This is a genomic window from Haladaptatus sp. HS23 (assembly GCF_056892285.1).
The window spans coordinates 135802-150514 of the sequence record NZ_JBXGLH010000008.1 but is presented as its reverse complement, the minus strand read 5'-3'; the positions used below and the strand labels follow the sequence as shown (position 1 = coordinate 150514).

Genomic DNA, 14713 nt, shown 5'->3' with positions numbered 1-14713 from the left:
ATGGGAAATAATAATACCTTCTGGAGTAGCGATAGCGACTCAGAAACAACGGATGAAGATTCAATCTCGGACGGTAATTTGAGTCTGGACTCATCACAGACTCTAGTTGAGGAAAGTGAATCGTCTACTTCTGATCAATCTAAAAGCGACACCTCCTCTGTCTCTTCCGATGAACCAGAGGCACCTTCTACAATGAATGAAAACAGCGAAACTAATGTGATGGAAACAAAGAAACGACTCTCATTCGACGATTGGCAGCAAGCAAAAGAGCTGGTCTCGCTCCTAATCGTCGGCGCGATTATTATGGCGTATGTTCTCCCTCAGGTCAAAGTATCGCCTGAAGCGTGGAATGGCGTACAAACGTGGCTCTATGCGTTTGCAGCAGTCGCACTCGGACCAGAAGCGATCCGTGTCGCAAAGAAACATCGAAAGTAAGGCTCGACAAGATATCCTATCCCTATCAAATGGTGATCTCCCATTCAGATAGGGGCCTGGATACTGCGAAGACATATCGCCAGAAGACCGATTGTCTACAATCGACGAGCTTCTAACTATTTTTGAACACAGATTCATATCTGAATACCTAAATGTCTCATAACTCAGACGACAAACCCGACGTTGTAACGATTATCCCGAAGCGCCGGTATCTTGCCGGACGCTGGCCAGACACGTCCGCACCAATTACGGTTAGATATACAGACCGAGTTGAACAAGCGCTTGAGAAAGGGCATGCAGAGCGGATCACTGGCCTCGATAATTTCGAGCCTATTTTCTCGGACAACTACCATCTCTATTTTGGCACGAACAAAGAGGTTGTCGAATACTATTCGAGCGAGCTCGATCGGTTTGTCATTGGGGAAGGGGAGACTGGCGGCCCAATTCTGTCGATTGATCCAGAAACCAAGACAGCTCATACGACGGCACTAGAATCCGAGTCCATACGAGCCGACACTGCATTTGTCGATAGCAATCGTGTTCTAACGACTGCTGACGAAGGAAGCCTTGACGCAGGCTCGTTACAAGGCCTTGTTCCTGCAGAGATTGCAACTCGCCAGTGGGTGAAGGAGTATACCGAGGACTCGGTCAATACGCATGTCAGCGTCTTCAACAATGGATCTAGCCTTCTCCCAGATCCAGATGTCCTCGACTTTGGAGACGGTCTCAAAGTATCGGTTGCCGATGGCACGGCAAAAATCAGTGCAACAGCGGCGTCCGATACGCATACGAATGTTTCTGACTCTGGTGTTCGGGTCGGTCGGGACGTTTCTGATATCAACTTTGGCCAGGACCTCTCCGTTGCAAACGAAGGCAATGGGAGGGTAACTGTCGAGTACACCGGATTTGGTGGATCTGATACTCGTGCCAATATCAGTGACGACGGTGTGAATGTTGTAAAGAACGTCACTGATATCAATTTCACAGATAATCTCAGTGTCGTCGATGACGGGGATGACAGTGTCACGATTGCGTCAACGGACACCCAGTTTAGTGGTTCCCACGACGACTTGACCGACGTTTCAAGTGATGACCACCATAATCGGTACACAGATTCAGAGGCAATTTCGGCAATCAATGCCGATGCTGACCACGGAAGCACAGCATCGCATGACTATTTCTCCGGATCGCATACGGATCTCACGAATATCGCGAGCGACGACCACCACACACGATATTCGGACACCGAGGCAGTTTCCGCCATCAACTCGGATCCAGACCACGCTACGTCGGCGTCACACAACTACTTCTCGGGGTCTCATAACGATCTATTCAACGTTGCAAGTGATGACCATCACACGAAGACGACACCAGTCGGGATCTCTGACGATTCCACTCCAGTCCATTCAGAAACGGGTGGAATAAACTTCGGAGATAACCTCTCTGTCACCGACGATGGTGATGGAACGGTTACAATCGATTCAACCGACACTATCGATGGAGGAGATGCGGAAACTCTAGACGGGTTAGATAGCGACGCCTTCTGGCAAAAGAGTGAGCGAGTCAATGCTTATTCGCTTGGCAACCGTGATTCCAGCGTCTATGCAGCGCTTCCAGATGATGAGACGGTCTCTGGAAATTGGAACTTTACTGGAGAGACAGCATGGGGAGATGGAACCGGAAACAGTATCGTTATCCAAGGTACGCAGATACGGACTGCTGATTCTGGCAAAGTGTTGGATTTCAGTGGCGGTCTCTTCACTTTCCAGGATGGGTTCGACATCCGTGGGGACTCACGAATCCACGATGATCACTTTTTCTCCTATGGAACGGACAGGGATTACCGATACTCATACGATTCGGCGTCGGGCAATCTCCTTGTAACCGATAGCACTGGGACAACCCTTGCAGAATACTCGTCTTCAGGTGTCGAATTCCCAACCGGCCTCTCCAAAGGTGGTTCTGATGTTCTTACCACTGCTGATGAGGGGTCACTTGATGCTGGGACTCTTGACGGAGAAAATAGCTCCGCGTTTGCAGACGCTAGCCACTCCCACGGCACTGGTGATCTGACCTTCGATCCAGCAACGCAATCTGAACTTGATACCCATGCGAGTGATGCAAGTGCACACCATGCGCGATACAACGATTCTGAAGCGGTGGCTGCGGTTGAAGGTACCGTAGACGTTGCAACACTCACTTCGTCTACCGCGTCCTCCGTTGGTCAAGCAGCAGTTGCGAATGATTCCGGGGGTGTAGATTGGGTCGATATTGGAACGCAAGCAGAGATCGACGCACATACATCTGATACTAGCAATCCGCACGATGTAACTGCAGCCCAGACGGGAAGCATACCAGACAGTGCGGGTACGGTTACGAGTGACCACATTGTCGACGGAACTCTCGCTCTTACTGATCTCGGGTTCGACCCCGCAACCCAGTCCGAGCTAAATTCACATGAAGGGGTTTCGGACGCCCACCACGCGAAATACACGGACTCAGAAGCAATTTCAGCGATTAATGCAGACGTAGACCACGGAAGTACGGCGTCTCATAACTACTTCTCTGAATCTCACGACGATCTGACCGACGTCTCGAGTGATGACCACCACTCACGATACACTGATAGCGAAGCTCAAGCAGCCCTCACTGGACATACGAGCGACACCACAAATCCACACGAGGTTACCGCGGGTCAGACGGGTGCAATTACCGATTCGGCTGGCTCTGTCGACCAGTCTCATCTAAACTTCGATACGGCAACTCAAAGTGAGCTTGCCACACACTCCAGCGATAATAGCGCTCATCATAGTCGCTACAGTGATGAAGAAGCACAGGACGCAGTTGGGAGTATTCTTGGCCCGCTCCTCACGTATGATGATTCCTCGCCAGGGATATCGGTAGATGAGGCTTCGATCAATCACGACGCTATCAGTGGTGTTAGTGCCGACGATCACCACAGTCGATATGCTGATTCGGAAGCGATTTCTGCAGTCGAAGGAACTGTTGATGTTGCTTCCCTCACGTCTTCCTCTGCTTCATCGACCGGTCAAGCGGCAGTGGCGAATGGTTCTGGAGGAGTAGATTGGGTCGATATTGGAACGCAAGCAGAGATCGACGCTCATACGTCGAATACGAATAACCCGCACAATGTAACTGCAGCCCAAACAGGGGCGATTGCAGACTCAACTGGTGCGGTCACGAGTGACCACATCGCCGACGGAACTCTCGCTCTTACTGATCTCGGATTCGACCCCGCAACCCAATCCGAGCTAAATTCGCATGAGGGCGATTCGGATGCTCACCACGCGAAATACACGGACTCAGAGGCAATCTCGGCAATCAATGCAGACGCAGACCACGGAAGTTCTGCCTCGCACAATTACTTCTCTGGGTCTCACGATGATCTTTCGGGAGTCAGTTCGGATGACCACCACACAAAGACGACGCCAGTCGCGATCTCCGATGATGCGACAGAAATATATCCCGAGACAGGAGGACTCAATTTTGGATCGAATCTTTCGGTCACGGATGATGGCGATGGGACCGTTACGATAGAGTCCACAGACACGAATACCCAATTCAGTGGCTCTCACGATGATCTGACGAATGTTTCGAGTGATGATCACCACAGCCGCTACACGGACAGCGAAGCCCGAAGTGCCCTGTCTGGACACACGAGTGCAACGAACAATCCGCACAGTGTGACCTCGGGTCAGGTTGGTGCTATTGCAGACGCTGCCGGTTCTGTTGATCAAACACACCTCTCGTTCGACCCTGCTACACAGTCAGAACTTTCGAATCATACGGGAACTACTGATGCACACCACGCGAAGTATACGGATTCGGAAGCACGGTCGGCTGTCGGTGGATCTGCGCCGTGGTCTCCTGGTGACTTGTCCTTCGATCCGGCAACTCAATCCGAGCTAAATTCACATGAAGGGGATTCGGATGCCCACCACGCGAAATACACGGACTCAGAAGCAATTTCAGCAATTAATGCAGACGCAGACCACGGAAGTACGGCGTCTCATAACTACTTCTCTGAATCTCACGACGATCTGACCGATGTCTCGAGTGATGATCACCACGCTCGCTATTTAGATTCCGAAGCTGTCGCGGCCGTTGGTGGAACGGCCCCGTGGTCGCCTGGTGATCTGACATTTGATCCGGTTACGGAAGGCGAGTTAAATACGCACAGCGGGGTAACAGACGCCCACCACTCGAGATACTCCGATAGCGAAGCGGTGGTCGCGGTCGAATCGGCCGGAACAATTGCGACCGATATTAGCGGCGACGCGGCGACCGTTGATGGGTTAAATGCCGACCAATTCCTCCGGTCGGACCAACCTGATACTACCTCGGGAACGATTCGCTCAACTTCAGAAACCCCTCTCGTCGCAGAGGGAAGTACGAGCGACTTTTCCATGTCCGTACAGGACGGACACGGCAGAGGGCATATCTACTGGAACGTTGAACCCGGAACCCAGAACATCCTCACCGCGAACGAGGGTGCCTCGTGGCTCAACCTCGATGGTGGGAATGCGAAGCTCAGTCTCGCACCCGGACAAGAAGGCGACGCTGGTGCACCCGCACAGTGGCAAGAGGCCCTTCGGTTGGACACGAACGGAAACACCGCGGAAGTGTTCGGCGAGGAAATCGCCCGCCAACCAGATCTCACCTCACACACTTCCGATACATCGAACCCGCACAACGTTACAGCGGGACAGGCCGGCGCGCTCCCGGATAGTAATGGATCGGTTGACGAGTCGAATCTCTCGTTCGATATCGCAACGCAAGCCGAACTGGATACGCACGAAAACGACGGCAATGCTCACCACTCGCGCTACTCCGATTCGGAAGCGACGGCGGCGGTCGGCGGGTCGGCACCGTGGGCGGTGAGCGACCTCTCATTTGACCCGGTTACGGAAAGCGAGCTGAATTCGCACTCCGGGGTTGCGGACGCGCACCACACACGTTACACCGACTCCGAAGCGCAATCGGCGCTGAGCGGACACACCTCCGCGACGAACAATCCGCACAGTGTCACGGCGGCGCAAGTCGGCGCGATTTCGGATGCCGACAATACGGTACAGACAAATCATATCACAACTGGCGCGGTCGGGATTCCCGAGCTCGGGTTTAATCCAGCGACACAGAGCGAGCTCAATAGCCATACGTCCGCGACCAATAATCCGCACAGTGTTACGGCGGCCCAGGCGGGTGCAATTGCCGATTCGGCTGGCTCTGTCGACCAGTCACATCTGGGATTCGATACGGCAACAGAAGCAGAACTGAGTAGCCATCAAAGCAATAACAGCGCTCACCATGCACGTTATTCTGATGGAGAGGCGATATCCGCCATTGAGTCAGCTCACATGGGCCGTATTGAGGGTGACTACTTCGTCGATGGTTATGTCACCAATACATCTGATGACGCATTTGAGGTCGGGGCAAATGGTCTTCGACATGATCGGATTGTTCTGCAGTCTGGGACCGTCTCCTTCGGGGCGATGTTCGATTCGACGACGATCTACAGAAATGGTTCGAAAGTCGCTACTGCAAATGCTGGCGATTCAGGATCGTTCTCTGCCTCGATTGGTGATATGATCACCGCAGACCGACCGACAGCGTTATACCAAAATTCAAATGACTTTGTCCTACCTCCTGTCTCGTGGGCTGGTCAAGAACACATCTTCCAGTCAACACGGAGCGAGCCTCACGATGTTAAGATCTACGCACCATTTGGGCCGGCAAATATAGACTACTACTATAACACTGCGGTAACTGGTTCGAGGACAAGTAGTCATTCAGTTAATCAAGAAGACTTCATTACGGTCACTCTAGATCAGGAAGGAGTCCATCGATTTGTGAGTGACTCACCGGTCCTCATCCAGAAGTATGCTTCGGATGATAAAATATTAGTTCCTCCTGCCTCACGTGAGGTCCTTCATGCATTTGCCGAAAATGCAAATGCGATGGAAGGGGGAGGAGTCCCCCAGGTAGGAGGGATATATTACTACTCGAACGATGGTGACCGCGTCTCGACGACCCAAATTGCTGACGGGGCAGGGCATGACGCCGAGATGGGGACACCGTACCGTCTATGTGGCGATGCGTACGTTGTCACCCATGACGTGCAGGATTACGGGATTGTCTCTGTCGAACCAAATATCATTGGCGTCTATGAGTGGGATTCGAGCGCTGGTGAATGGTCTCAGGCAAATCGGCATGACCATTCGAGTGCATCCAGAGATAATCCCAAAATGACCTCAGTCGGTTCGAAAGACGGCTCAAGCACGGAGATTGTTGCAACTGGTCCGGTCTTATTCCTCGGGAAAGCGCCGTTCGCCCTCCGGTTGAACGATAACAATGCAGGCGAATATACGGCGGTTGGCTTCCGAATGTCGGAATTTGACCATCAGTCACTCCCTTACGCGACGAAGGCAGACTTCGATTCGCACACGGGCGATCCCAATGCTCATCACAGTCGATATACGGATTCTGAAGCACAAAGTGCCCTCTCGGGACATACGAACGCGACTGATAATCCACACAACGTCACTGCAGCACAAGCCGGTGCTCTTGCAGACACCTCTGGGAGTGTTGACCAATCAAACCTTTCGTTTGACCCAACGACACAGTCCGAGCTCAACAGCCACGAGAGCGATACGGATGCACATCACAGTCGTTATTCTAACTCCGAAGCGGTTTCAGCGATCAATGCGGATTCGGATCACGGAAGCACGGCGTCTCATAACTACTTCACGGGATCTCACGATGATCTGACGAGTGTTAGTTCGAATGATCATCACACGAAGACAACCCCTGTTGCGATCTCCGATAATACGACTCAAATCTATTCGGAGACCGGCGGAATCAACTTCGGGTCAAATCTCTCTGTTACTGATGACGGTGATGGGACGGTTACAATCGATTCGACAGACACCAATACACAATTCAGTGGGTCCCATGACGATCTGACGAATGTAAGTTCGAACGATCACCACACCCGATACACTGATTCAGAAGCTCAAAGTGCCCTTTCGGGTCACACTTCTGCGACGAATAATCCGCACAGTGTCACGGCAAGTCAGGTTGGAGCAATCGCTGACGGGACAGGAACCGTCACGAGCTCGCACCTCGCGGACGGAACGATTACGACGGCTGACCTGTCGTTTGACCCGGCCTCTCAAAGCGAGTTGAACAGCCACGAGGGGACCGCGGACGCTCACCACTCACGGTTTAGCGCAGGCGAAGCGAGGAATGCGGTAACTGGTTCGGTGGACGTTGCGGACCTTGTGTCCAGTACTGCGACGGCAACCGGGCAGGCGGCGGTCGCCGACGGAACCGGGGGTGTTGATTGGGTTGATATCGGGACCCAAGCCGAGATTGACGCCCATACGAGCGATATGACGAACCCACACGATGTGACATCAGGGCAGGTCGGTGCGATTGCGGACGCTGCTGGAACGGTCACGGCGTCGCACCTCGCGGATGGGTCTATTGGCACTGGTGAGCTCTCGTTCAACCCGGCGACCCAGTCTGAGCTCACCTCTCATACCGGGGATACCACGAACCCGCATAACGTTACTTCGAGTCAAGTCGGCGCACTTGCTGACGCCGCGGGAACGGTTGACCAATCGAATCTCTCTTTCGACCCGACGACCCAAGCCGAGCTCACTACGCACGCGGGAACGGCCGACGCGCATCACTCACGCTATACAGATAGCGAAGCGCAGTCGGCGCTCTCCTCGCATACGTCTGCAACTGATAATCCGCATTCTGTGTCGTTAGAACAGGCGCGTTCGATTGATAACCAACTAAACGGTCCGATTCGATTCAGTGAAGGAAATCATATTGAATTTGATATTGAGCATAACGGCCTCTATCAACCCGGTGCCACAGACGTAATCGAACTACGTGGCCGAAATGGTGCCTCCATTCACTCCTATGATGGGTCAAGTCTCATCACGGACCTCACAACAAAATATGGCGATGTAACCGTTCCAAATGGGAACCTTACAGTTAGTGGTAATATTGGTGTTGACGCGCTCAATGCGGCGAGTGCGGACGTCACGGGACCGGTCACGGCCGATACGCTCACGACAGGAAAATCGCACACAACCTACGCGACCGAATCCAGCGATGACGTAAACGAGTCGCAGGGCCGTGGAATGGCGCAGGTCCGCGTGATTATGGAAGACCAGACCCATAATTACGCAACCGTCTTACCAGATACGACATTCTACAAAAATGGCGAATTCTACTACCATGCTGAGGATATAGAGAGCGGTTCGTTCAATGATGTCGTCCCAGGAGATCGAATATGGGCGGATAAACCGGCAGCAATCAACTACGCATCGCTTGATTATCCAGTCCCATCGCTGTCGTATCTCGGGGATACGTTCTCATTCCATACGAATCGGGATGCACCTACCGAGATATTCCTCTACTCGCCGTACGCGCCTGCCGACGTAGAAATCTACGTCGATACTTCACCCGATACCGGCGGGACACCAACGGATACCGTGACGGTACAACCCGGGACAGTCGAGTTGGTCGCGGTACCGACAACGGGCAATTTCCGGCTGTATTCCGACGCGCCTATTCTCGCTGCCAAAACCGGTGGTTCGAATGATGACGGATTATGTCTCCCACCAGCATCGCGAGAGGTAATGCATACGATGTCGAAAAACCGTGTATCGGCACGGCCAGGTAGTAGCGATTCGACGATAGACGGATCGAATCCCTACTGGTACTCTGACGAGCCGTTCTCTTCGACACAAATCGCTGATGGGAGTGGGACTGACGCCGAGATGGGAACGCCGGTAAAGGCACTCGGCGATCTCTATATCCTGCCACACGATCTAACAGACTACGCGCTCGGTGCAATTGAAGGATGTACTATCACGGTTTACGAGCGTTCTGGTGGGTCGTGGGTCGAATACGACACCCATGACTTTACCGACGCCTCGCGGGAGAACCCACGAATGGTCGAAGTTGGCTCGCAAAGCGGAGGGAGCGGGACGCTTTCGACAAACACGCCGTTCTTATTTGTCGCGGACGCACCGTTCTATTTGCGCACGAACGGCGGCGGCGAAGACGAATATAGTCCGATAGGGTTCCGAACTGATGAGTACGACCATAACACCGTGAAGGCGGTCAGTCGGTCGGAACTCACCGCCCACACCGATGACACGTCGAATCCACACAACGTGACTGCCGCTCAATCGGGAGCTATCGAAGATTCCGCTGGCGCGGTCGATAGTTCCCATATCGCAGACGGCTCCATCTCGACAGGAGATCTCGGATTCGATCCAACAACACAGTCGGAGCTCAATTCTCACGAGAATGATGGGGACGCCCACCACACTCGGTATTCCGATTCAGAGGCACAATCCGCGGTCGGCGGGTCTGCACCGTGGTCGACGGATGATCTCTCGTTCGACCCGGTACAGGAAGGCGAGTTCCAGGACCGATTCGATAGCGAGATGGAGAAGCACGTCAACCGGACTCGGTCGTTCGTAATTGATTCCTCGTCTGGTGTCGAGTATTACAAAATCGCAAAGATAAGCTCCGGCGACCAGATGGAACAGGGACGGTTCGACGCTCAATTGTTCTTTGCGACAGATAATGGTGGGGAGGAGACTCGGATGGTCCGGGTGTTCGGTGCAGTCCGGACTTCTCACTACGATCTGCAAGCAATTGAATACGGATCTGGACAGGGACCGGGCAATCTTGTTGACCTTCTTGTTACGGAAACGGACGCGACTGGATCGACGCGGAATGGAGAACCCCAGAATGAGTATTATCTCTGGGTTCGAGCAGAAGACTTCTGCCAATCTGAATTGCAGGTAAAGTACAACCAAGCGATCAGTGAGGGCAATTTCGACTTCCAAAATGGTCTTACCCAATCAGATCTCATCGGGACGGTTGTCGCGGACACGCAAAACCCGACCGCACAAATGTCTCTCGGTGAGGTAGACACCGACACTGTCTCGTCGAACACGGTGGAGGCAGACGAATCGCAATCGAACTTTGCGATTGAAAAGCAGTCTATCGAGACGGGCGAAACCCGGACCGTTCCTGAGGGCCACTCGGCGGTCGTGAGCGGGGAATATGTCGTTGATGGGACGCTCGTTGTTGAAGGTACTTTTACAGTAGTCTAAGCGGCGGGCGGGCGGTTGCAGATCCACAGATAGCGGTGTGAGCGGTGTTGTATCGGCACATCAGTAACGCAGATTTGATTTTCAACGAGATTTACACATAGCATGCCACAGACAGTACAATTAGGCGAGTTTGACTTTGGACGGGACACCGACGAAAGTGGAAACGAGACACTGACGGCCTATCATCGTCCGAGTGGAAAGACGATATTTTCGGTTCGCCCAAAAGACCTCCCGGCAGGGGTTTCGATGGATTCGCTTACGACCTCGTTAGGGACGCTTGATGAGGCTATGGTCGGGTCAAGTGCAGACTCCGGGCCAGATACCCGTCCTCTGATTGGAAACGGTGTAGAGGATATCTTCGTGTCGGGTGCAAATGGCGACGATTCCAATGACGGGAGTGAGGCGAACCCACTTCGGACGTACGATGAAGCGATGAAGCGAATTCCAATCTACGTCCGGCACAAAACCGAGATACATCTTGTCCCTGATGGAACAAATTATGGGCAGATTTTCATCCCTCCCTATTTGGCAGGGCACTATGATGACGCTCATGAGGTCGGCGCGGTTATTGTCTCTGGAGAGGGAGGATACGCCGACGTAGAAGGTGTCCATGCAAAAGATTGTAGCGGAGTAAATGCCCCATCTCTCATAAATCTCAACGTAACTGACATTTGGCAGGGGAATAACGAGGGGTCCGGAATCATCCTCGAATCCTGCCGTCCGCGTGTTCGAAACATCTCCTTCGAGGACACAGGGAATCCAGATGATATCTGCATCAAGTTTTACAGCTCAATCGGGAAGGTCAGTGGTGATATCGACGTAGGGGCCGGCCGGATGATGGCTCTCTCGGTCAAACGCGGCGGGAGAATGTACTGTGGTGATATCACGAGCTGGTCGGGAACACTGGATCGATGGTTTTGCGTGGCTGCCTCTGGTGATATTCACTTTGATAGTGCGACGGCGATGCCGCCAAATTGCAACGGCGGAGAATCTCCGTTGGATAACGTGGTTGTTGGCAACGGAACGGTCATTGACGAAGCGAATCACAAAATGTGGGGGCCGCAGTCGCTCTCAAATACCAAGGTGGATGCTTACCTCACCGCGAACCTAGATTGCCCAGCAGGCACGAAGAAGACGATCCCATTAGATGGGACTAACGTCGATGAGCTGAACGACTTCAATGAAGGGTCCGGTGTGTTCACTGCACCGGTAGATGGGGAGTACGAGGTTGCTGGAAGTATCGGCTATATCAACGCGACTGCAGGCGACCGAGTGATTGGATATCTCACGTCGGAGTCACGGAGTGTGCAGGTCGATATGCAGTCGGCAGGTGGGGCGTATGAGACAATTCCAATTCCAACACGTCTCATCAACCTCGACGCGGGGGACACGATCACGCTGGATTTCCAGAACACAGATAATGCGTGTGATGTCCTCGGCAACGAGAAAAAGACATACTTGACGATTACGCGGGCGTAGGGAGTTCAAAAAGGTTATTTTATTATATAACGATGGCAAGAGAAATCCAACTCGGTACCGGCGGCTGGCGAATCAAAGATAATAACGACGGCACGGCAGATTACCTCTCACCAAGCGGGAATTCCGCACTCTCGCTTCAAGATGATGGCTCTATCGATACAGACGATATTCAGCTCAAACGGATAAATGATAAGAACATTTACGTCAAAACCGAAGCGGAATTGTTTGCCGCCATCGGGGCAGGAAACACCGTTATCATACCAACCGGGACAACGATTAATGCGAACGACCCGGTGATACTGGGAGACAACGACCACCTGCATATTCAGCAAAATGCAACTCTCCGACAGGCCGACTCCTCGAATGTTCAGACATTCCGGTGTTTCGTCCAAACACTCGGAAACAATATCACCGTGGACGGCCCCGGCACAATCGACGTAAATGCAGCCAATCAAGGGACCCCCTCGTATCGCGGCGTGGGCGACGTACAAGGGTCCGGATCATACGAGAATCTTCGTATCAAAAATATTACAATACAGAACGCGGGTGAACGCAACCCGGTCGAGTTAAGCTATACCTCCGACGTATGGGTGACAGACTGTCGGTTTGGCGGTGGGGGTCAATTCGATACGGGCGCGGTCGCAATCGAAGCCCGCGGCGGTCAGCTCACGAATCTGAATATCCGGGGCAATATCGTTCGCCCGCTGGATGCGACACGTACCGGCGACGTATTTTTCGTTGATTCGACTACCGATAGCGGCTATAAAGTCCGACGATTCTCGCTTGTAAACAACACGGTCCAAGGGAGATACGGCACCCGAACCACGAATGAATCCGGCATGTGGTGGGCGTTCCTCGTGGAGGAAGGCGGTCAATCCGGGATCATCGCCAATAATACCGTCCGCGCAGAAACCGGGGATGGCTCTGGCGGAGGTATCTTCGTCAACTCACAGACTGGCGCGGGTGGCACCGGCACGATTACCGTTACGGGCAATACGGTTCGAGGCGACCCGAACGCCACGAATAGTGGGGGTGCGATGATTAACGGTTTAGTGATCAGCGCCGGAACTCCATGTACAGTTACCGGGAACTACGTCACTAGTTTTGAGGGCAATAACGGGGCCATCAACGACGCACCATGCGTGGTCACGGGCAACAAATTCGACGATTCACTGTATACGGACGCTCCGAACGCCGTGATTGGCAATAACGGATAATTCGTTTTCGGTAACGTGATAAAATTTCTGGACTCATAGCTATGGCTAAGACAATAGAACTCGGAAGCGGCGGCTGGCGTATTGTTAATAACGAAGATGGAACGGCGGAACTCGTCTCACCGGCAGGTAACCGGGCACTCCAACTAAACGACGACGGGTCGGCAGAGGCAATTAACGCACCACAAAACCCAAACGATCTGGCTCGAAATACCGACCTCTCACTGAATCGGCGACCGATTCGGCCCTCCTCGGTGAACGATAATTTGTATCCCGAACCGGGGAATCTACAGTCAACCATCGACACCGCCGCTTCAGACGGCGGGTCTATCAAATTACTCGAAGACGAAAACTACGCCGAAGCGGACACAATTCATCTGCCGCGCGGCGTTGATCTGGATTTCAATGGCGCGAAGATGGAGATTACCGGCGACCATCACGGAATGACTTGCGGAGGGTTTAACACGATTCGGCAGGCCGATATCGTCGTTGATCAAAACTTATCTGCCTATACGAAATCAGGGGTACTCCTCAAAACCAGCTTTAACGGAAAGTACGGGAACCATACCCGTAATTCAGTAAAAATAGACGGGCGTATTGAAGGACTCTCCGATCAAGGGGCTGGATTACATCTCTATGATGATGGTACGGCCTCTAATGGGTTTGGCCTTGGAAATAGGTTTAATCTCGATATCAAGAACTTTTCCAGTGGTCTGCTTGCGGAGGGGCCGCAGTCTAACTCGTGGATGAACGCGAATGCGTTTAACCTCCATATCAGTACGTGTGAGTACGCAATCCATCAGAAAGGCTTTGATTCCTTCGCATTCCAAAACGATATCTATGGTTCGATACAGACGGGTGATGCATCGAAGCGGGTTCTTTATAATCAGACTGGTAGTCTGAAATCATTCAATTTCTATGGTCCTCTTTGGGACGTTCCACAGCACGTTGATGGAACGAATACGTTCGCGATATCCGGGCCGGGAATCGGATATCACGGCGAACATGCTAACGAGGTGCGTGATTGGTCCGATGGTGGAAACAATCAGATGATCACTGGCCGGAAAGGTCCGACCCGGTATTTCTCGGACCCCGAACATAGCAACGATTGGGAGATTGATTTCAACGACGGGAATTGGGTATTCTCCGAAGGGGGAGAAAAGATATTTAGATTCCATCCACAGGGAGGCGTTCGTCCGGTTGGGAAAGGGAAGTATATTATTGGAGCGGAGGACCTAACGACTCGTTCGCCAGAAACGGGCGAATTCGCACGCCATAATGGAAGTAACGGTCAACCTGAGGGGATGTGTGAGGAGATTAGCGGAAGCTGGCGACACATTGCGACCAATACCTCATTCTGAAAGACTTCACTGGATTGAGGGGATTACGTAGGAAATTCATAGACTTTTTGTA

General features: G+C 52.7%; 5 protein-coding genes. All 5 read left to right on the top strand.

The annotated features are described in order from the left end of the window. The 5 genes from AC1XDK_RS20535 to AC1XDK_RS20515 all read left to right on the top strand — a co-directional run bounded on the left by AC1XDK_RS20535 (position 1) and on the right by AC1XDK_RS20515 (position 14661). Complete coding sequence (locus tag AC1XDK_RS20535; protein WP_483351840.1) at positions 1-435, top strand: hypothetical protein; 435 nt, start codon at positions 1-3, stop codon at positions 433-435. Positions 436-587: 152 nt separating this feature from the next. Continuing rightward, entirely contained in the window at positions 588-10607 is a 10020-nt protein-coding gene (locus AC1XDK_RS20530) for a hypothetical protein (protein ID WP_483351839.1), read from the top strand. Positions 10608-10709: 102 nt separating this feature from the next. Beyond that, positions 10710-12086: a hypothetical protein gene (locus tag AC1XDK_RS20525; RefSeq protein WP_483351838.1), complete on the top strand. Its 1377-nt coding sequence runs from the start codon at positions 10710-10712 to the stop codon at positions 12084-12086. Positions 12087-12118: 32 nt separating this feature from the next. After that, on the top strand, positions 12119-13303 hold the full coding sequence (locus tag AC1XDK_RS20520; protein WP_483351837.1) for a hypothetical protein: 1185 nt from the start codon (positions 12119-12121) through the stop codon (positions 13301-13303). A gap of 41 nt (positions 13304-13344) precedes the next feature. After that, entirely contained in the window at positions 13345-14661 is a 1317-nt protein-coding gene (locus tag AC1XDK_RS20515; RefSeq protein ID WP_483351836.1) for a hypothetical protein, read from the top strand. Positions 14662-14713: the final 52 nt, after the last annotated feature.